At 62.5% G+C, this 19,799-nt stretch carries 14 protein-coding genes; 2 read left to right on the top strand and 12 right to left on the bottom strand.

The genetic code is table 11. The features are described from left to right. Positions 1-69: 69 nt before the first annotated feature. Together BMY91_RS04765 and BMY91_RS04760 are read right to left on the bottom strand one after the other, a co-directional pair. Positions 70-408 (bottom strand): P-II family nitrogen regulator, encoded by a 339-nt coding sequence (locus BMY91_RS04765; RefSeq protein WP_017199639.1) that lies wholly within the window; start codon positions 406-408, stop codon positions 70-72. Continuing rightward, positions 405-1,724, bottom strand: coding sequence for an ammonium transporter (locus tag BMY91_RS04760; protein ID WP_090818923.1), 1,320 nt, complete (start codon positions 1,722-1,724; stop codon positions 405-407). Before BMY91_RS04760 ends, BMY91_RS04765 begins: the two co-directional genes overlap by 4 nt. A 244-nt stretch (positions 1,725-1,968) precedes the next feature. Between BMY91_RS04760 and BMY91_RS04755 the strand changes: the two genes are divergently transcribed. Beyond that, positions 1,969-3,189 (top strand): MFS transporter, encoded by a 1,221-nt coding sequence (locus BMY91_RS04755; RefSeq protein WP_090819192.1) that lies wholly within the window; start codon positions 1,969-1,971, stop codon positions 3,187-3,189. Positions 3,190-3,255: 66 nt separating this feature from the next. On the opposite strand, the gene ftsY is transcribed toward BMY91_RS04755, so the two are convergent. Together ftsY and smc are read right to left on the bottom strand one after the other, a co-directional pair. Then, positions 3,256-4,461: a signal recognition particle-docking protein FtsY gene (ftsY, locus tag BMY91_RS04750; RefSeq protein WP_090818919.1), complete on the bottom strand. Its 1,206-nt coding sequence runs from the start codon at positions 4,459-4,461 to the stop codon at positions 3,256-3,258. Positions 4,462-4,481: 20 nt separating this feature from the next. After that, positions 4,482-8,060 carry a chromosome segregation protein SMC gene (smc, locus tag BMY91_RS04745; protein ID WP_177179840.1) on the bottom strand — a complete coding sequence of 1,193 codons (3,579 nt, stop codon included), beginning with the start codon at positions 8,058-8,060 and terminating at the stop codon, positions 4,482-4,484. 356 nt (positions 8,061-8,416) lie between these two features. Between smc and BMY91_RS04740 the strand changes: the two genes are divergently transcribed. Further along, positions 8,417-13,315 carry a DUF4082 domain-containing protein gene (locus BMY91_RS04740; RefSeq protein ID WP_090818916.1) on the top strand — a complete coding sequence of 1,633 codons (4,899 nt, stop codon included), beginning with the start codon at positions 8,417-8,419 and terminating at the stop codon, positions 13,313-13,315. Between the two features lie 99 nt (positions 13,316-13,414). On the opposite strand, the gene BMY91_RS04735 is transcribed toward BMY91_RS04740, so the two are convergent. The 8 genes from BMY91_RS04735 to coaD all read right to left on the bottom strand — a co-directional run bounded on the left by BMY91_RS04735 (position 13,415) and on the right by coaD (position 19,777). Continuing rightward, on the bottom strand, positions 13,415-14,443 hold the full coding sequence (locus tag BMY91_RS04735; protein ID WP_090818913.1) for a TolB family protein: 1,029 nt from the start codon (positions 14,441-14,443) through the stop codon (positions 13,415-13,417). Next, positions 14,440-15,741, bottom strand: a complete 1,302-nt coding sequence (locus tag BMY91_RS04730; protein ID WP_371261012.1) for an MFS transporter — start codon at positions 15,739-15,741, stop codon at positions 14,440-14,442. Before BMY91_RS04730 ends, BMY91_RS04735 begins: the two co-directional genes overlap by 4 nt. Positions 15,742-15,749: 8 nt before the next feature. Beyond that, positions 15,750-16,463: a hypothetical protein gene (locus BMY91_RS04725; RefSeq protein WP_090818910.1), complete on the bottom strand. Its 714-nt coding sequence runs from the start codon at positions 16,461-16,463 to the stop codon at positions 15,750-15,752. A 183-nt stretch (positions 16,464-16,646) separates the two neighbouring features. Next, entirely contained in the window at positions 16,647-17,606 is a 960-nt protein-coding gene (gene mutM, locus BMY91_RS04720) for a bifunctional DNA-formamidopyrimidine glycosylase/DNA-(apurinic or apyrimidinic site) lyase (RefSeq protein WP_090818907.1), read from the bottom strand. Between the two features lie 5 nt (positions 17,607-17,611). Next, entirely contained in the window at positions 17,612-18,322 is a 711-nt protein-coding gene (gene rnc / locus BMY91_RS04715; protein WP_090818904.1) for a ribonuclease III, read from the bottom strand. Positions 18,323-18,345: 23 nt separating this feature from the next. Continuing rightward, positions 18,346-18,549, bottom strand: coding sequence for a 50S ribosomal protein L32 (gene rpmF, locus BMY91_RS04710; protein WP_090818901.1), 204 nt, complete (start codon positions 18,547-18,549; stop codon positions 18,346-18,348). Between the two features lie 33 nt (positions 18,550-18,582). After that, positions 18,583-19,110 carry a YceD family protein gene (locus tag BMY91_RS04705; RefSeq protein WP_090818898.1) on the bottom strand — a complete coding sequence of 176 codons (528 nt, stop codon included), beginning with the start codon at positions 19,108-19,110 and terminating at the stop codon, positions 18,583-18,585. Positions 19,111-19,276: 166 nt separating this feature from the next. After that, on the bottom strand, positions 19,277-19,777 hold the full coding sequence (gene coaD, locus BMY91_RS04700) for a pantetheine-phosphate adenylyltransferase (protein ID WP_090818893.1): 501 nt from the start codon (positions 19,775-19,777) through the stop codon (positions 19,277-19,279). Positions 19,778-19,799: the final 22 nt, after the last annotated feature.

Genomic DNA, 19,799 nt, shown 5'->3' with positions numbered 1-19,799 from the left:
ACACCGGGAACGCGCAAGCGGGCCGGGTACCTTGATGGGTACCCGGCCCGCTTGTTGTGCGTTACGAACTTAGATTGCGGCTGCGCCGCGCTCACCGGTCCGGACCCGGACTGCTTCGTAAACATCCACGGTCCACACCTTGCCGTCACCGGCGCGTCCGGTGTTGGAACTGGCGATCAGAACATCCAGGATGTCATCTGCCTGCTCATCCGTGGCGAGAACCTCGATCCGGATCTTGGGAAGCAGGTCCACGTTGTACTCGGCTCCCCGGTACACCTCGGTGTAGCCGCGCTGGCGGCCGTACCCGCTGGCCGCGCTGACCGTCAGGCCCTGGACCCCGTATGCTTCGAGGCCTTCCCGGACTGCTTCAAGCTTTTCGGGTCGGACGATCGCTGTGATGAGCTTCATGCCTGGACACTCTCCTTGCCTTCTGCGGGAGCCTTCTCTTCGGACTTGCCGGTCATTGCTTCGTGCAGCGGCTGGAAGCTGCCACCGTGGCCGTTGACACCGAACTCATAGGCCGTCTCAGCGTGCAGGCTGAGGTCCACGCCAACGTTCTCCTGTTCGGTGGAGACCCGGAAGCCCATGGTCTTGTGGATGGCGAAGGCAATGATGGCCGTCATGATGGCCGAGAAAGCGATGGCGATACCGGCTGCTGCGAGCTGCGCCCACATTTGTGTCATACCGCCGCCGTAGAAGAGACCGCCGCCAACACCGTCCGTGGGAAGGGCAATGAAGCCCAGAGCAACGGTGCCAATGATGCCGGAGACGAGGTGGACGCCTACAACGTCCAGGGAGTCATCGAATCCCCAGCGGAACTTGAGACCTACAGCAAGAGCGGACGCGACACCGGCAACTACACCGAGTCCGAGGGCACCAACCGGGCTGACGTTTGCACAGGCGGGGGTGATGGCAACCAGACCGGCAACTACACCGGAGGCTGCGCCCAGCGACGTCGGGTGTCCGTCGCGGATACGTTCAGTGATGAGCCAGCCGATCATGGCGGCTGCCGGAGCTGCAAGGGTATTGACCCAGATCAGGCCGCCCTGCTCTGCAGTGGTGGCTGCACCGCCGTTGAAGCCGAACCAGCCGAACCAGAGAATTGCTGCTCCGAGCATAACGAACGGGATGTTGTGCGGGCGGTGGTTCGGGTCCTTGCCGAAGCCGCGGCGGTTACCAATGATGAGGACCAGGACCAACGCGGCTACACCTGCATTGATGTGAACTACGGTGCCGCCGGCGAAGTCGATCGCCGGACCGAGAGCCTTGCCGATGGCGCCTTCCGGACCGAACAGGCCGCCGCCCCACACCATGTAGGCCAGCGGGCAGTAAACCAAGGTGACCCAGACCGGGACGAAGATGGTCCAGGCGCCAAACTTTGCACGGTCGGCGATGGCGCCGCTGATCAGTGCCACCGTAATGATGGCGAACGTGGCTGCGTAGCCTACCTTGATCAAGCCATCAGGAGTGCTGATGCCTTCCAGGCCGAAGGTGGCGAACGGGTTGCCCACGATCTCCATAAAGCCTTCGCCGGAGCTCATTGAGGCGCCCCACAGCACCCAAACAACTCCGACGATTCCGATGGAGATGAAGCTCATCATCATCATGTTCAGGGCTGCTTTGGCGCGTGTCATGCCGCCGTAGAAAAATGCCAGACCAGGTGTCATGAACAGCACAAGCGCCGCCGCCACCATGACCCATACGTGACCTGCGGTAAGTTCCATGGTGCACGTTCCTCTCTTGCTAGATCTGCGGTTCAACCGCTGTCCTGACGCCGTTTGCGTCCTGCTTAAGAGTTTTGTGCCGCCGTGTTTCACCTGCGCGGGTTTTACATTGCGGGCTGGTTACAACAACCTCCCCAACGTAAATGGTGCATATCCCCAGTGTTACGGATATGTTTCAGACGTCAGACTTCACCGGAATTACCCGGATATCGCCACAAGAACCCACGTGAAGGACCAGCACCAGATGACGCAGTCTCCCAGATCCGTTGACGCACCAAGGATCCAGTCGGAGAAGGCACCTCTCCCCCGCGACATCAAGGTCATGCTGGCCGCGGCATTCCTTATCGCCTTGGGATTCGGACTGGTGGCACCTGTCCTTCCGCAATTCGCCACAACATTCGACGTCGGGGCAACGGCCGCCGCCATCATCGTCAGCATCTTTGCGTTCATGCGCCTGGTCTTCGCCCCGGCGGGCGGTGCCCTGATCGGACGATTCGGCGAACGGAATGTGTACGTCTCCGGTCTTCTGATCGTGGCAGTCTCCACAGCGGCGTGCGCCTTTGCACAGGATTACTGGCAGTTGCTGATCTTCCGCGGCCTCGGCGGTGCCGGCTCGGTGATGTTTACCGTCGCGGCCATGGGCCTGCTCATCCGGCTCGCCCCACCCGAACGCCGTGGCCGGGTCTCCGGCGCCTATGCATCTGCGTTCCTGATCGGGAGTGTGCTGGGCCCGGTGGTGGGCGGCTTGTTGGCGGGCTTCGGCCTCCGGGTCCCCTTCCTCGCGTACGCCGCGGCTCTGTTGGCGGCGGCTTTGGTGGTCCGCACCATGCTGGGCGGCGAAGGCAACACCGCGGCAGACGCTGCTCCTGCCCCGGCGATGACGCTGAAGGAAGCGCTCGGTGATTCGGCCTACCGCGCAGCGGTTTTCTCGAGCTTCGGCAACGGCTGGGTGACATTCGGCGTCCGCATGGCCACCATCCCGTTGTTCGCCGTTGCCGTCCTGCAGTCACAACCGGCAACGGCGGCGTGGGCGCTCGCCATCTTCGCTGTGGGCAACGCCCTGGCCCTCACCTTCAGTGGGCGTTTGGCCGATGCCTGGGGACGGAAGCCCCTGCTGATCCCGGGACTCGTCATCACCGGGCTTGCTACCGGCGTCATTGGCCTGACAACGGACCTCACAGGGTTCCTGATTGCGTCCGCGGTAGCGGGATTCGGCTCCGGCTTGCTGGGCCCGGCGCAGCAAGCCGCCGTCGCCGACGTGATTGGCCGGGGACGCTCCGGAGGCAAGGTTCTGGCAGTCTTCCAAATGGCCGCCGATACGGGCGCCATCATCGGTCCTGTTGTGGCGGGTCTCCTCGCTGACCGTCTGGGCTATGGGTGGGCGTTCGGCATGACCGGCGGTGTACTGCTGCTCACAGCTGCAGGCTGGCTGTTTGCGCGCGAGCCCCTTAAACCCAAAAACTGACTGGCAGGTGGGGTTGTCCTGAAGCGCAGAACAACCACACCTGCCAGTCAGTTTGTAGCTGGAGCGCTAGTTGAGGAGCGCGTCCACAAAGCTTTCGGCGTCGAACGGTGCAAGATCGTCCGGGCCTTCGCCCAAGCCAATGAGTTTCACCGGGACACCCAGTGACTTCTGGATAGCCACAACAATGCCGCCCTTGGCGGTTCCGTCCAGCTTGGTCAGCACAATGCCCGTGATATTGACTACCTCGGCGAAAACGCGTGCCTGGTTCAGGCCGTTTTGGCCTGTTGTGGCGTCCAGGACCAACAGTACTTCATCAACCTCTGCCAGCTTCTCGATGACCCGCTTGACCTTGCCGAGCTCGTCCATCAGGCCCGTCTTGTTCTGGAGGCGGCCCGCGGTGTCCACCATGACTACGTCGACTTCCTGGTCGATACCGGCCTTCACGGCCTCGTAGGCTACAGAGGCGGGGTCGGCGCCGTCGATGTCGGACTTAACGGTGGGGACGCCCACCCGCTGGCCCCACGTCGCCAATTGCTCTGCCGCTGCCGCGCGGAACGTATCAGCAGCGCCCAACAGGACATCCTTGTCTTCCGCCACCAGGACACGTGCCAGCTTGCCGACGGTGGTGGTCTTGCCCACGCCGTTCACACCCACAACAAGCACGACGGCGGGCCGGTCCGCCTTTCGCTCCACATTCAGTGACCGGTCCATGGTGGGATCAACGAGCTTGATGAGTTCTTCACGAAGCATGGCCTTGACGTCTTCGGGGCTGCGGGTGCCCAGCACCTTGACGCGCTCCCGCAGGGCATCAACCAGCTGCATGGTGGGTTCTGTACCGAGATCGGCCAGCAAGAGGGTCTCTTCCACCTCATCCCACACGTTTTCGTCGATCTTGTCGCCGGACAACAAGGCAAGGAGGCCCTTGCCGAGGATGTTGTTGGATTTGATCAGGCGCGCGCGGAGGCGCGTCAGGCGACCCTCCACCGGAGCCGGAGTATCAATCGCGATGGTTTCGAGCCCGGCGGCGTCGTCCGGCACATCCGTGCCTTCGACGGTTCCGTCAAAAGTTGGGGCCGGCGCCTTCACCGCGTCCGGGCGGTCCTCCACAAGGGTTCCGCCGCCTGCTGCCGATGACTGGAGGGGGTCGTTCGCATCCCGCGTTCCTGGGTACTTGGCGCCGGACTTCCGGGCCTTCAGGAGTACCGGCACGAGTCCGCCGACCACCACGAGCGCAGCGAGAATGGACAGAATTATGGGTAGGAAATCGTTCACTCCCCTACCTTCTCATAAAGCTAAGCCCCGGCACCGAGCCTCTGGCTGATGACGGTGGAGACGCCATCGCCCCTCATGGTCACGCCATAAAGCGCGTCGGCGACTTCCATGGTGCGCTTTTGGTGGGTGATCACGATCAGCTGGCTGGACTCCCGCAATTCTTCGAAAATAGTGATGAGCCGGCCGAGGTTGGTGTCATCCAACGCTGCCTCCACTTCGTCCATGACATAAAACGGCGACGGCCGTGCCTTGAAGATCGCCACCAGGAGTGCCACTGCGGTCAGGGAGCGCTCACCGCCGGAGAGGAGCGAAAGCCTCTTGATCTTCTTGCCTGCCGGCCTGGCCTCCACTTCGATTCCAGTGGTCAGCATGTCGTCCGGGTCAGTAAGCACCAGCCTGCCCTCGCCACCAGGAAAAAGCCTGGCGAAGACGTGGTCGAACTGGGCCGAGGTATCGGCAAAGGCCTCCGTGAAGACCTGCTGAACGCGGTTGTCCACCTCTTTGATGATGTCCAGGAGATCCTTCCGGCTGGACTTCAGGTCTTCCAGCTGGGAACTGAGGAATTGATGCCGTTCCTCCAGGGCGGCAAACTCTTCGAGCGCCAGCGGGTTGACCTTGCCCAGCGCCGCGAGGTCCCGTTCAGCTTTCTTGAGCCGTTTTTCCTGCTCAGCGCGGACGAACGGAACCCCTTCAACCACAGGGTCTCCGTTCTCATCCACTGGTGCGCGGAGCTCAGCCCACTTGTCGGTGGTGGTTCCGGCAGGAAGCGGCACGGGTTGGTCCGGACCGTAATCGGCCACAAGCTGCTCAGCAGAGAGACCCAGTTCTTCGATGGACCGTGCCTCCAGGGCTTCAATGCGCAACCGCTGCTGGGTTCGCGCCATCTCATCGCGATGCACGGAATCGGTCAGGTCTGCGAGTTCCCGGGCGAGGGCATCGTTCCCGGAACGGACCTCTGCCAGTTCTTTCTCCAGTTGCTCCCGGGTTTGTTCCGCGAGGTCGCGCTCCCAGCCGGCCAGTTCCACGGAGATATCGAGGAACTTCAGTGTCTGTTCTGCGGCCGAGGCTACGGCCGCGGCGCGCTGTGCCTGGGCACGTCGTCGCTGCGCCCTGCGTGCCGCCTCTTCACGGGCGCGTCGTTCCGTAGCTGCTGCCCGTTCCAGCGATGCCGCTCGATTACTGATGGCACCCAACTGCTCTTCCGCTGTACGAAGTGCCAGACGGGCCTCTGTTTCAAGCGCCCGGGCGGCCCTTGCCCGAACTCCGAGTTCATCCCTCTGATCCGTTGATGGTTCCTCGTCCGGGGCCTCCTGTGCAGCAGCCAGACGCTCCGCGGCGACTTCAAGGTCAAGTTGGGCCTCGGCGATATTCGCTTCAGCCTTCGCCATGGAGGCGGCAAGCCTTTCGCTTTCTCCCACTGCACTGCGCAGCAGGGAGTTGAGATGGCCCAGACGTTCCGCCACAGCGGCAAGCCTGGCGTCGGATTCGTGCAACCGCTCCAGCGCGGCATCGGCCCGGTCCTGTGCTTCGTCGCGGCGGGCTTGAGCTCCTGCCAAGGCGAACCGCCCACGTTCCAGGCGGGCTGTGACCTCCTGAAGCCTGGCAACGGCGTCGTCCACTGCTGCCTGGACTTCAAGCAGCGATGGAGCGGTGGCCGAGCCGCCCATGATGGTCACATGGGTAACGACGTCACCCTCCCGGGTGACAGCCCTGACCTCCGGATGATCCCCGACGAGCTCTGCGGCTGCCTCAAGATCATCGACGACGACGGTGCGGGCCAGCAGCGCCAAGGCACCTTGGGCGGATGGATCAGCGATCTTCACGACGTCGACTGCCCAACGTCCGCCGGGGGGCAGCTCTGATACAGCGTGCCGTTCGTCATTCACAACGGAACCGCCGCCCAGAAGCAAAGCTGCCCTGCCGGCGTCGTCATCCTTCAACGACTGGATGGCTGCGACGGCGGCCTTCGGGCCGGCGACCACCAAAGCATCCGAGGCGCTTCCCAGAGCGGAAGCTATGGCCGCCTCGTAGCCAGGCTCGATTGCTATCAACGCGGCCAAGGGCCCCAGGATGCCGTCGGCTGTGAGGATGCTGCCAGAGCCGTCCTTCCGGTTGAGTCCCAGTTGCAGCGCGTCACGGCGCGCCGTGAGGGCGTCCCTTTCGCGGACAGCTTCGGCCTCGGAAGTTTTCAATTCCTCGATTTCGGCGAGGACAGCATCCAGGACATCGTTGGCATTCTCATACTCAGCATCGAGGCTCTCTTCGCCATCTTCGACGCCGGCCACCTGGGATTCGAGGGCTGTGAACTCGCTCTGGGCCTTGCGGCGCCGTTCGTCGCCCGATGCAAGTGATTCGCGGAGGCGGCCGCGTTCGGCTTCGGCGGCCTCGGCACGGGATCGAGCGGCGGCAACCTGACCGGCCAGCCTGGCCAGGCCTTCACGCCGATCGGCGGCTGCCCTCAACATGGCGGTCAGCCGCTTGTCCTCGGCAGCTGCGAGCGCCTCTGCCCCGTCCTTCGCGACCGTTGCTTCAAGGAGTGCAGCCTGTTTTGCCAGGATGTCGTGTTCCAAAGCCGACTGCTCTTCCCGAACCCGGACGGCCTGGCGCTCAAGCTGTTCGGGATCACGGCCGGTGTCTGGGGTGGCCTCCGAGGACCCGAGGAGCCTGCGGCGTTCAGAGGCCAGCGAGCCCAGTGATCTCAGGCGCTCCCGGGCTGCTGAAAGCTGGTACCAATGGTCGCGTGCTGCGTTGAGGCGCGGGGTGGCTTGGGCGGCCTGCTGCTCCAAGGCTGCCTGGCGACGCCGTCCCACTCCCAGCCCGGTTTCGACCACCACACGGCGTTCCTTGAGCGCAGCTTCGTCGGCAACGTCCTGTTCGAGGCTGGTTGTGAGCTGCACGAGGTCGTCGGCAAGGAGGCGGGCCCGGGCATCGCGTACATCGAATTGAACCGTCTGGGCGCGCCGCGCTATTTCTGCCTGCTTGCCCAGTGGAGTGAGTTGGCGCCGGATCTCAGCTGTGAGGTCTCCGAGCCGTGCAAGGTTGGCCTGCATTGCTTCCAGCTTGCGGACGGTCTTTTCCTTGCGGCGGCGATGCTTGAGAATTCCCGCAGCTTCCTCAATGAATCCCCGGCGGTCCTCGGGGGTAGCGTGCAGGACGCGGTCAAGTTGGCCCTGCCCCACGATGACGTGCATTTCCCGGCCAAGGCCGGAGTCTGACAAGAGTTCCTGGATATCGAGGAGACGGCACGGTGCGCCATTGATGGCGTATTCGGATCCCCCGGTACGGAAGAGTGTCCGGGAGATGGTGACTTCGCTGTATTCGATGGGGAGCGCATTGTCGGCATTGTCTATGGTCAGGGACACGTGGGCGCGGCCCAACGGTGCCCTGCCGGAGGTGCCGGCGAAGATGACATCTTCCATTTTTCCGCCGCGCAGGGTCTTGGCGCCCTGCTCCCCCATGACCCAGGCCAGCGCATCCACCACGTTGGATTTGCCCGATCCGTTGGGTCCTACGACGGCAGTGACGCCGGGCTCGAAGTCGAACGTCGTGGCCGACGCGAACGACTTGAATCCTCGGACAGTCAGACTTTTAAGGTGCAAGGCGCTTCGGTTCTCCTGGGTGGCCCGGGTGGTTGTATCCCCTAAATCTACTGCCGTTTGATGGAAATCTACGGATCTGATGCCGGAACGCCTTGCGGGCGGCAGGCTGCACCCCTACACTCCTGCCAAGGGCTACTTGGCCTTATCGTTCCGGTGATCCGGCAATGGCGTGAACTTCTGTTCCGTCCCTTCCGGATCCGGTCCCGATCTTCGGAACGACGACCCCAAGTGCAGAAACCCTGAGTTACACAACTGAAGATCTTGGTTTGACCCTGGCTGGGGAGCGACAAGCAGGGACCGTGCACGGAAATCGGCGGGCCCGTCTAAGCAATTGGCGTACCACTCCAGGAGTTCTGATGCCCGGTCCTTCAGCTACCCGACCCCAGCGAAGCCTCAAGGGACTCCTTGTGCCTTTGGTGATTTCCATGGTGGCGGCTTTGCTTCCCCTCACCGCAGGCCCTGCAGTGGCTGCCGGTCCTTGCGATCCGGTGGTGAACCTGGTGGCGTGCGAGAACTCCAAAACCGGAAGTCCGCCCTCCGAGTGGGACATCAACGGTGCCGGCGACGACAGTATCCAGGGCTTCTCCACTGAGATCAGCGTCAACGCCGGGCAGCCCATCCGCTTCAAGGTGGACACAAATGCGCTCACGTACACCATTGGCATCTACCGGACAGGCTGGTACGGCGGCAACGGGGCCCGGAAGATCGCCGATGTGACGCCGTCGGTCCTCCGCCAGAACCAGCCCGCTTGCCGGACTGACGTGAGCACCGAACTCTATGACTGCGGTACGTGGGCGGTGTCTGCAACGTGGCAGGTACCGGCTACGGCTGTGTCCGGCGTTTACATTGCGCTGCTCACGCGCCCTGACACGGGAGCGAAGAGCCACATCACGTTCGTCGTGCGCAACGACGGCAACCGTTCCGCCGTCGTCTTCCAGACCGCTGACCAGACCTGGCAGGCCTACAACACCTACGGCGGCTCGGACTTCTACCAGGGTGCCGCTAACGGCCGGTCCTACAAAGTCAGTTACAACCGTCCCATGGCAACCAGGGACGGCCCCGGTGGCCGCGACTTCTACTTCTCCAATGAGTACCCCATGGTTCGCTTCCTGGAACAGAACGGTTATGACGTCAGCTATATCAGCGGCCTTGATACCGATCGCAGCGGCGCGGAATTGCTGAACCACAAGGTGTTCCTGTCCGTCGGGCACGACGAGTATTGGTCCGGCCCCCAACGGGCCAACGTCACTGCTGCCCGGGACGCCGGGGTGAACCTGCAATTCCTGTCGGGCAACGAGATGTACTGGCGTACCCGCTTTGAACCCTCAACGGTGGACGGCGCCGCCAACCGGACGCTCACTTGCTACAAGGAAACCTGGGGCAACGCCAAGATTGATCCCAGCGCCCAGTGGACAGGCACTTGGCGCGACCCGCGCTTTGCCTCCCAGGCCAATGGCGGCGGGCTGCCGGAGAATGGCCTGACCGGCACCATGTACATGTCCAACCACTCGGACCTGCCCATCACTGTCAAAGCGGACGAAGGGAAGACCAGGCTCTGGCGAAACACCACCCTTGCATCGTTGCCTGCAGGGTCTTCTGCAGCCCTTGCGGCACACACCGTGGGCTACGAATCCAATGAAGACCTGGACAATGGCTTCCGGCCGGCGGGGCTCATCCGGCTCTCCACCACTGTTGGCAGCGTGCCCGAGTACCTTCAGGACTTCGGCAATACCGTGGCACCAGGAAGCACTACCCACAACGTGACCCTCTACAAGGCAGCCAGTGGCGCTTTGGTCTTTTCCGCCGGAAGCGTCCAGTGGACGTGGGGCCTGGACCAGGAGCACGACGGCGATGGCGCACCTGCCGATGTCCGGATGCGGCAGGCGCAGGTCAACCTGCTGGCCGATATGGGCGCGCAACCGGCAACCAGGGCAGCCGGACTGGTTGCTGCCGTAGCGAGCACTGACACCACCAAACCAACAGTGGCCATCTCTGCTCCCGCCACCGGAGCCACCGTGGCACACGGCAGCAGCGTTACCGTGACCGGAACTGCCGCCGATGTTGGCGGTGTGGTGGCCGGCGTCGAAGTCTCCACTGATGGGGGTGCCACCTGGCACCCTGCACAGGGAAAGCAGACGTGGACCTACACCTACATCCAGAAGGGCCTCACGACGGCCACCGTTCAGGCGCGGGCCATTGACGACAGCGCCAACATCGGAACGGCCGTGACCAGGAGCATCACCCTTAGCGGCCCGTACAGCGTCTTCGGCCAGACCATTCCAGTGGTCAAGGACTCCGGCGATGGCGGCGCTTACGAGATGGGCCTGCGTTTCACCCCGTCAGTGGACGGCTTCATCACAGGTGTCCGCTTCTACAAGAGCACAGCCAATACAGGAACCCACACCGGATCCCTGTGGAGCTCCACCGGCGAGCGCCTGGCGACAACGACGTTCACCAACGAGACTGCTTCCGGTTGGCAAACGGCCCTGTTCAGCCAGGCAGTGCCTGTAGCGGCCGGGCAAAAGTACACAGCCTCCTATTGGGCACCCAACGGCCACTACGCCACCAAGGACTATCAATGGGCGAGCTTTGGTTCCACGGATGCCCCGCTGAAGGTGGCCGGTGGCTTCGGCGCCGAACCGGCCGGCGTGTACAGCACGTCCCAAGGCTTCCCGACCACCAGCTACAACGGCGGAAACTACTTTGCCGATGCCCTGTTCAGCACCGTTGACAGCTCGCCCATGACGGTCTCGGGCCACACGCCCATCCCGTCTTCGTCCAGCGTGTCAGTCAATACGAAGGTCAGCGCTGTATTCTCCAAGCCTGTTACGGCAGCCAGCGTCCAACTCACGTTGCAGTCCCCAACGGGTCCAGTGGCGGGAACCACAGCGTATGACGCCGCCACGCGGCGGGCGACCTTCACGCCGTCGAGCGCCTTGGCGTTCAGTACCCAATTCACGGCGACGTTGGCCGGCACCGACTCTGTCGGTGGTCCCGTGACAGCAGGCGGGACCTGGTCCTTCACCACCGCCGCCACCCTGCCTGTGCCGGGTTCCTGCCCCTGCAGCCTTTTTGACGACTCGGTGACCCCGGGAATCGCGGAGCTCCGTGAGGGCGTGCCCGTGACCCTGGGTGTGAGATTCTCCAGCGTGTCCGCGGGCGAGGTGCTGGGTGTTCGCTTCTACAAGTCCGCTGGAAACACGGGCACCCACAACGGCGCCCTGTACTCGGCCACCGGCCAGCAGTTGGCCACGGTGGCGTTCACCAACGAGAGTGCGTCCGGGTGGCAGACTGCCATGTTCAGCCAACCAGTCCAGATGGCTGCCAATACCGAATACATCGTGTCCTACAAGTCCCTGACCGGAACGTATTCGGCAACTGCCAACGGTTTCGGTTCCGGCATGAGCGTAGGACCGCTCCGGGCAGCGTCTGACGCTGGCGCCTACACGTACAGCGGCGACTTTGCGTCCTCGCGGTCCACAGCCAGCTATCTGGTGGACGTGGTGGTCACTGTACCGAACACCCCGTTCACGGTGGGTTCGCATTCGCCGTTGCCGAATGCGTCCAGCGTTCCCCTCAACACTGCTGTCAGTGCCGTGCTGTCGGAGGCCGCCGTTGCGTCGAGCGTCACCATGGCATTGAAGGTCACCAGCGGAGCTGCCGTAGCCGGGACATCCAGCTACGACGCTACGAGCCGTAAGGTCACCTTCACGCCCACTGCGGCACTCACTGCAGGGACGTCCTACACGGCAACGGTGACGGCAACATCAGTGTCCGGGCAGCCGATGACGGCTGGTGGCACCTGGAGCTTCACCACAGTTCCGGCTCCCAGGACGCCTGGCGTGTGCCCCTGCACGCTCTACCAGGACACAGTGACGCCCACGACGCCTGACGCCAACGACGGCGTGCCGTTGTCACTTGGGGTCCGGTTTGCCAGTGATACGGCTGGCCAGGTAACCGGTGTGCGCTTCTACAAGGCGGCCGGCAACACAGGAACACACACTGGATCGCTCTACACGGCCACCGGTCAACTCCTGGCCACAGTCACCTTCACCAATGAATCCAGTTCTGGTTGGCAGACCGCTTCCTTCAGCCAGCCAGTGAATATCGAGGCCGACACGGAGTACGTAGCAGCCTACAAGGCTCCGACGGGTAAGTACTCCTACACTGCCGGAGGGTTTGGTGCCGGCTTCACCAGTGGGCCACTGCGCACCGACGCGGATTCGGGGGCCTTCGCCTATAACAGCGATTTCCCCAATGCCACGTCCACTGCCAGTTACCTGGTGGACCTGGTCTTCGCTACCTCAACACCGCCACTGACGGTGTCCGAGCAAGTTCCCGCCCCAGGTGCCACCGGGATTCCGACGGATGTGAAGCCATCCATAACGTTCTCCTCCGCCATCAATACGGGCTCGTCGTTTACTCTGACGGCCAACGGCGCCTCTGTGGCCGGCACAGCAGCCCTCTCTGCGGACAGCAAGTCCGTCACGTTCACCCCTGCCGCACCTCTTCCCAACAGCACGGTGATTTCCGCCAGCGTGGCTAACGTTGTCTCCCAACAGGGGCATGCGTTCCCCACTACCAACTGGCAATTCACCACCGCTGCACCGGCCGTCCAGGTATCCACCATCTTCGGCGCTCTGACACCCCAGACGCTATCGGCACCCGATATCTTGTCCGTTGAACTGGGGACTGCCTTCACCGTTTCGCAGGCCGGGAACGTCACGGGCATCCGTTTCTACAAAGGGACCGGCAATACCGGAACCCACGTGGGATCGCTCTGGAACTCGGCAGGCACACGCCTGGCCCAGGTGACCTTTACCAATGAAACACCCACTGGCTGGCAGACCGCTACGTTGGCAACCCCTGTGGCGTTGGTGACGGGCCAAACCTACGTCGTCTCGTACAGAGCACCCAATGGCCGCTACTCCTACACCTCTGGGTTCTTCAACCAGACATACACCAGCGGAGTATTCACAGCCAGCGGCCCAAATAACGGACGCTACCGGTATGGCACTGGCGGGGTCATGCCGACCAGCTCCTGGAATGCCACGAACTACTTTGTGGATGTGGTGTACTCCACCACAGCGCCGGCACAACAGCTGGCTGCACCGGCTCCGTCACCTACACCAACGGCAACGGCAACCCCGACGCCTACACCGTCACCAACGGCGACGGCAACGGCAACTCCGAGTCCGTCGCCCAGCCCCACACAATCCGGTGGGCTGCTCTGCGGGTTGCTCGGGCTCTGCTGACCCGAAGGTAAAGGCTGGCTCCGCTGGCGCACTGCCCCCGAACTCCGGGCCGGGCGCCAGCGGAGTTGTGTTGTCGCGGGCCGGCTGCTCCGCCTCCGGTCAGCGCACTACGCTGGGCGACCACGCATGGGCGATGAACAGGCTGGGCTGCGACGCTGCTTCGGTCCCCAGTTTCCAGATGTTGCTGTCCCCTTCAACAGCCTCATCCGCCAAACCGTAAAGCAGGTTGTGGTCGTCCAACCATTCAATCTGGTCATCCACGCTTCGCTTTTCCGACAGGACCGTTTCCTGTCCCGTAGCGAGGTCAAGCACAGCGACTTTCCAGTGCGCAGCCAACGCCCCGCCGTCGTTCTTCTTGAAGGCAATCCGGGTTCCGTCCGGCGATATCGACGGGCACTCCACATTGTCGTGCATGGCCGTGAGGGTCCTCGCCGAAAGGCTCCCACGGACCAGCCAGATCCGGCCCGATGACGCAGCGGTGGCGTAGAAGACATCACTCTGGCCCGGAGCGAACGTGACACCCCAAATGTTCCTGTCCGTAGAGACCAGGCGCTCCCCATTCACCATGAGGGCGAAGTCCTCAAGGTTTCCGGAGGTCCCACCCGGCAGGGTGATCTCCGTCGCCGTGGAAAAGCCCGCTGTTGCGTACGAGTGCCCGGTGACAAACACCGTGGTGGCAATCATGGACCCGTCCGGACTGATCCGGGTCCGGCTGGGAATGCCCGGGACAGGCCAGGTCCGCTGTTGTTGCCAATCGCTGTTCAGCACAGCCGCTTCGAAAGCTGTGACCAGGCCCCGGTTTGTCTTGAGGCACACCACTGTTTCATGGGTTCCATAGACGCGGTCACACTCTTGGTCGCTGACGGCCCTGGTGCCGCTCGGAGCACTCAGCGGCACGGTTGCCGCGTTGCCATAGCCCTGGCCCGATGCTGTATTCCGGAACAGGACGAATGGCACGCCCGGAAGCGGTTGGCCCGCCGTAACACCCACTGACGAGGCTGCGGTACGGCTCTCCTCAAAGCGCTGGTAGGCTCCCACGGCATAAATGCCGGCCGCCACCAGAACAATGGCTGTCACGGCCAGGAGAATTCCCCACTTGGTTTTGCCGGCAGCCAGGGTTCCGCTCATGCCCCTCCGCCCAGGTCGCTGCGGGGACCGGACTTTGTACCACGCAGGATGAGCGCCACAGCAACCAAGGCACAGGCCAGCAAGGCACCGGCCACGATCATTGCCGTGGATGCACCCACGGCATACCAGAGAACGCCGAAACCCGCGGAGGCGGTCATGCGGCTCAACGCCACCACGGTCTGCGCCGAGGCGATACCCGTGGCAAGCTTGCCAGGTGGTGTCAACTGGCTGGCCAAGGCGGCCAGGACGCCGTCGGTTGCTGCGTAGAACGCCCCCAGCAGAACCAGGCAGCCCACGGTTCCCCACAGCCCGCCAAAGGGGGCCGCCGCCAGCAAATACGTGATCAGTAAGGCGAGGTGCCCGCCAATGAACACCGGAACCTTGCCCACCCGGTCCGCGAGCCGTCCCAGCGGAATGGCCAGCGCCAGGAACACTACGTTGGTACCCACAAACAACAGCGGGAACCACTGGACGGCAAACGAATCCCTGGCTTGCAACACCAAGTAAATGAACCCATCGCCAATGGTCACCAGTCCCAGGAGCCCGGCAGCAATCAGCAGCTTGCCCAGCCCAGGTTCCTTGAGATGGCTCCAGGAAAAAGCGAAAAGCCTGCGCCCCTCCCGTCCGCCGGCAGTTTTCAGTCCCCGGGCCTGGATGTCAGGCACAACCAAAGCCAAAACGGCGACGCCGATCACGGCGAACGCCAATGACACCACAAAAACAGTGCTGAAGCCTTGTGGAATCATTAACAACACAAAAAAGGCAATCAACGGGCCGGCCGCAGCCCCGATGTTGTCCAGCATTCGGTGCACGCCGAAGGACCGGGCTAAATGTTCAGGCTGCGCGGACACTGATATGAGAGCGTCCCGGGGAGCCGTGCGAATCCCCTTGCCAATCCGGTCCCCCGTCACGATGGCGGCGATCGCCCAGAATCCCCCTGCGAAGAGGAACCCGATCCTGGCGAGCATGGATAGTCCGTAGCCGGCCAAGGCGATCCGTTTGGGGTGGCCGCTGCGATCCGCAGCCCAGCCGGCAGCGATCCGGACGATGGCGCTGGCACCTTGATTAATACCGTCAATGAATCCAAAAGCGATGGTGGACAGCCCCAGGAACCCGGTCACGTACAGGGGAAGGATTGCCGTAACGGACTCGGAGGACACATCAGTCACCATGCTCACGATGCCCAGCCACAGGATGACAGGGGACAAACGGAACGGCACCTCGCTTGCCAGTGCCGTTCCGTTGCCCTGTGGCTTGTCGCGTTTACCGCCGCTGCGGTCCGAAAGCGAAATGTACATGGATGCCCCTAGCCCGCCGTAGTGTGAAGGCTGCCCAGCAGCTGGAAGCGCGAGCTGCCTGTCCCCGTGGTGGACACTGAAACCGTCACGGAGTCCGTCCCCCGCACAAATCGAGCGGCTACAGCGTCCTGCGCAGCGGGGGCTTCCTCCGACCAGAAGCCGTGCGAAACCAGGGATTGACGGAAGAAATCGAGGACCTCGGCCCGCGGTTTGGCAAGGATACCGTCCGCAGTCACTTGGAGGATATTGCCCGACGTCGACACGGAGGTAGATCCTATGGTGGTCCCGGAGGGCAGAGTGAGGACTCCGTCAGGCCAGCCGTCCACCATTTCACCTGACGCACTGCCAGCTGCCGGGAGCGCGCCTGTGATGAGCGGGGCAGGCGCCGTCGGTGCAGGTAATCCCGTGGGGGTGGCAGTTACCGGCGGGAGGACCTCCAGCGGTTTGGCGGTGGAAGGTCCGGAACCTCCGCCGTCGTCGTTCCCGGTTCCGTTTGTTTCGGTCCCGCCGGTACCGGTTCCACTGCCCTCAGCTCCCGACGCCGTACTGCCGGACGTAGACGTGCCGGCGCCCGAAGGAGTGGCACCCGGGCTTGAACTGGAGGATGGCGGGCTCTGCGCGGAGGTGGCACCCGGCTTTGCCATCTGGTCCAGCACTATGGCGACGGCGGCAATCAGCACGGCAAGGCAAATACCCGCGATGACCAGCCGCCGCGCCATCATGGCTTACCTGATCCGGAAGGGCCGCTCAGGGGAAAGGTGGACGCGTATTCAGGAAGTGTCACAGGTAGAACTGACGCCACCCACATTGTGGTGGCGTTGGCCTGCGCGATGGCGATTCGAAGCGCCAAGCTGTTCATGGGGACAGTCTGCCATTGCCACCCGGATTCGGGAACAGTTTTGGCTCTACCAACGTCCGTTCCGTGGCCGCGGCTGGCAGACGGGGCAAGTGTAGGAAGAGCGGTTCATGAACTGTTCCCTCTTCATGATGCTGTGCAGGCCCATTTCCTCACAGCGGCCACACAATTCTCCGGCCCGCCCATAGGCGTTGAGGGACCGCGCAAAGTACCCCGAATCGCCGTTGACGTTCACATACAGCGAATCAAAACTTGTCCCTCCAGCGGCCAACGCAGCGTTCATGACATCCTTGACCGCCTCCACCAACCGCTCGGCATCGGGACGGCGCAAGGTATCCGTCGCCCTGGCGTAATGAAGGCGCGCACGCCACAGGGCTTCATCGGCATAGATATTGCCTATGCCCGAAATGACTGATTGGTCCAGCAACGCCCGTTTCAGTCCGGTCTTCCGACTCTTGACCTTGCGGTAGAAGTCCTCAAACGAGAAGTATGGGTCCAGCGGGTCCCTGGCAATATGGGAAGCTTCCTCGGCGATTTCGGGCAGCGGCGTTTCGCCCAGCCCACCTGGCCCACCGTCGGGCGTCGGCACCAAGGACGTGACGAACAGGCCGCCGAATATACGCTGGTCGACGAACCGCAGTTGCTCCGGCATACCTTCTGCAGGACTGAGCCGGATCCTGACTTTGAGGTGCTTCTCGTCCTGGACGTGGGGGTCCTGCATCAGCAGTTGGCCGCTCATCCCCAGATGCGCCATCAGAGCCACCTTAGGGAGTTCTGCAGGAGTGGACTCCAGGGTGTTGTTCATGGCCAGCGGCAACCAGAGAAATTTGCCCCTACGGACGACATCCTGCACCGTGGCGTGTTCAAGGTTTCCGACGAAGTCTTCCGTCCCAAGGGCATGCCTGCGGATGGAACGTGGATCAAGGACATCAACGCCAGTGATGGAACGGCCACGGACCCAACGGGCCAGGCCACGGCGGACAACCTCTACTTCGGGAAGCTCAGGCATGGGAGTCAGTCGGAAGCAGGACCGGCAGTTGTGGCGTCCAGGGCCGTCAAGGCTCGCCAGGCGTCAGCGGCAGCTTCCTGCTCGGCTTCTTTTTTGGAGTGGCCGGAACCCCTGCCATAGGGTGTCCCACCGATGTTCAGCACGGCCTCGAAAGTGCGGGCGTGGTCCGGTCCCGAACCTTCTACGGCGTAGTGGATGGCCCCAAGTTGCCGGCTGGCGGTCAGTTCCTGAATGCTCGTCTTCCAGTCGGTTCCTGCTCCCAAGGCACCTGCATCCTTGAGGAGCGGTCCTACCAGGCGCATGACCAATTGGCGCGCAGTCTCGATGTCGTTCGAGAGGTACGTGGCACCGATCAACGCTTCCATGGTGTCAGCCAGGATTGAGGCCTTGTTCTTGCCATCGGTCAGCTTTTCGCCTTGCCCGAGGTAGATGAACTCCCCAACGCCGATCGACCGGCCAATTCCGGCCAGGGCGCGCGTGCTGACGACGGCGGAACGCCGCTTGGCAAGCTCGCCCTCCGGAAGCGAGGGATTCTCACGGTAAAGAGAATCCGTAACGGAGAATCCCAGGATGGAGTCGCCAAGGAACTCCAGGCGCTCGTTGGTGGGAATCCCGCCGTTCTCATACGCGTATGAGCGATGTGTCAGAGCAAGACGAAGCGTCTCGGTGTCAATCGAGACACCGAGACGCTTCAGAAGCTCTTCAGTTGAAGACATCCTTAGTCAGCCTGTACGGCAGATTAGGCGTCTGCGACCTTGCGGCCCTTGTATTCAAGGAACAGCGCGGTGCCGGCAGAGTCAGTGACGACCTTTGCCTGGTGCGGCAGGCTGTAGACAACCTGACCGTTTTCGATGGTCTTGACCAAGTTGGGGGCAGTTGCCTTCCACTGGGCACGGCGGGCGCGTGTATTTGCGCGAGACATTTTCCGCTTGGGAACAGCCACGGCTATCTCATTTCTCTCTTAGACGAACACTTACTAATCGGTTTGCCGGTCAGTCTTAGCCAGATCAGCTAGGGCAGCCCAGCGAGGGTCAATGACCTCGTGGTGGTGCCCCGGCTCGTCTTCCAGGCGCGCTCCGCATTCGGAGCACAGACCCTGGCAGTCTTCCCGGCACACCGGCTGGAACGGCAGCATAGTGACAACTGCGTCCCGCAACACCGGCTCAAGATCGATTAGATCGTACTCGACTCGACGTTGCTCTTCATCGTCTTCTTCGCCTGAAAGCTCAACACCTTCATAGAAGAAAAGTTCTTGCACATTGACCTCAAGGTCATACGCAAGGGGATCCAGGCATCGACCGCACTCGCCGGTTACTTCGACGAGGACAGAGCCAGATACCAGAATTCCTTCGTGTACGGCCTCAAGGCGAAGATCCAGCTCGATATCCGAGCCTTCCTTTACGCCAATGAGCGCCACACCAAGGTCACTTGGCGCAGGTACATGCTCGTTGAGTGTCCGCATGGTCCCTGGACTGCGTCCAAGGTCCTTGACTACCAGCGCCAAGGGCGAACTTGCATCTCGCTTAATGAGAACTCCTGTAGAACATATGACCGACGTACCATCTTAGCCTGATCACGCTTGAGGACTCAAACTGACGCCGGGCGCGCGCAAGCACGCGGTGGTTTCAGCTTGGGGCACTCCGCATGAAGCTGCGAGGTACCGGTCAAGCCTACCCTCTGCGGGGCTGTTCCGTTGCAGGCTCGCCAGCAAGGAGCCGCTTCAACACGGATTTGGGAACGAAGTCCGAGATGTCGCCGCCCAGGACATTAACCTCTTTGATCAGTGTTGAGGACAGATGGACGTAGTGGGCCTCGGCCGGAAGGAACACTGTTTCAACACCGGTCAGCTGACGATTCATGGTGGCCATGGGCAACTCGTAGTCAAAATCCGAGGACGAGCGCAAACCCTTGACGATCGCAGAAACGCCCCGGTGGCGGCAGTATTCGGCAAGCAATCCTTCGCCCATCGGTTCAACAATGATTCCGCGCAGGGAAGCCAAGGTTTCGCGTGCCATTTCCATCCGGTCTTCAAGGCTGAACCGGTACTTCTTGGTGTAGTTCGTGGACACGGCAACGATCACTTCGTCAAACAGGCCGGCAGCCCGGGCGATGACTTCGAGATGTCCATTGTGGATAGGGTCAAAGGATCCAGGGCATACCGCGCGTCTCATGAGACGAACCTACCCCATAGCG

Origin of the sequence: Arthrobacter sp. yr096 (assembly GCF_900108925.1) — a bacterium.
In the GTDB taxonomy this organism is placed as follows: domain Bacteria; phylum Actinomycetota; class Actinomycetes; order Actinomycetales; family Micrococcaceae; genus Arthrobacter.
This window is presented reverse-complemented; position numbering and strand designations above follow the sequence as displayed.

Excerpts from the sequence above, each read along its gene's own strand:
- BMY91_RS04765 (WP_017199639.1), bottom strand. The coding sequence starts at position 408 with ATGAAGCTCATCACAGCGATCGTCCGACCCGAAAAGCTTGAAGCAGTC.
- BMY91_RS04760 (WP_090818923.1), bottom strand. The coding sequence starts at position 1,724 with ATGGAACTTACCGCAGGTCACGTATGGGTCATGGTGGCGGCGGCGCTT.
- BMY91_RS04755 (WP_090819192.1), top strand. The coding sequence starts at position 1,969 with ATGACGCAGTCTCCCAGATCCGTTGACGCACCAAGGATCCAGTCGGAG.
- BMY91_RS04740 (WP_090818916.1), top strand. The coding sequence starts at position 8,417 with ATGCCCGGTCCTTCAGCTACCCGACCCCAGCGAAGCCTCAAGGGACTC.
- BMY91_RS04735 (WP_090818913.1), bottom strand. The coding sequence starts at position 14,443 with ATGAGCGGAACCCTGGCTGCCGGCAAAACCAAGTGGGGAATTCTCCTG.
- BMY91_RS04730 (WP_371261012.1), bottom strand. The coding sequence starts at position 15,741 with ATGTACATTTCGCTTTCGGACCGCAGCGGCGGTAAACGCGACAAGCCA.
- BMY91_RS04725 (WP_090818910.1), bottom strand. The coding sequence starts at position 16,463 with ATGATGGCGCGGCGGCTGGTCATCGCGGGTATTTGCCTTGCCGTGCTG.
- mutM (WP_090818907.1), bottom strand. The coding sequence starts at position 17,606 with ATGCCTGAGCTTCCCGAAGTAGAGGTTGTCCGCCGTGGCCTGGCCCGT.
- rnc (WP_090818904.1), bottom strand. The coding sequence starts at position 18,322 with ATGTCTTCAACTGAAGAGCTTCTGAAGCGTCTCGGTGTCTCGATTGAC.
- coaD (WP_090818893.1), bottom strand. The coding sequence starts at position 19,777 with ATGAGACGCGCGGTATGCCCTGGATCCTTTGACCCTATCCACAATGGA.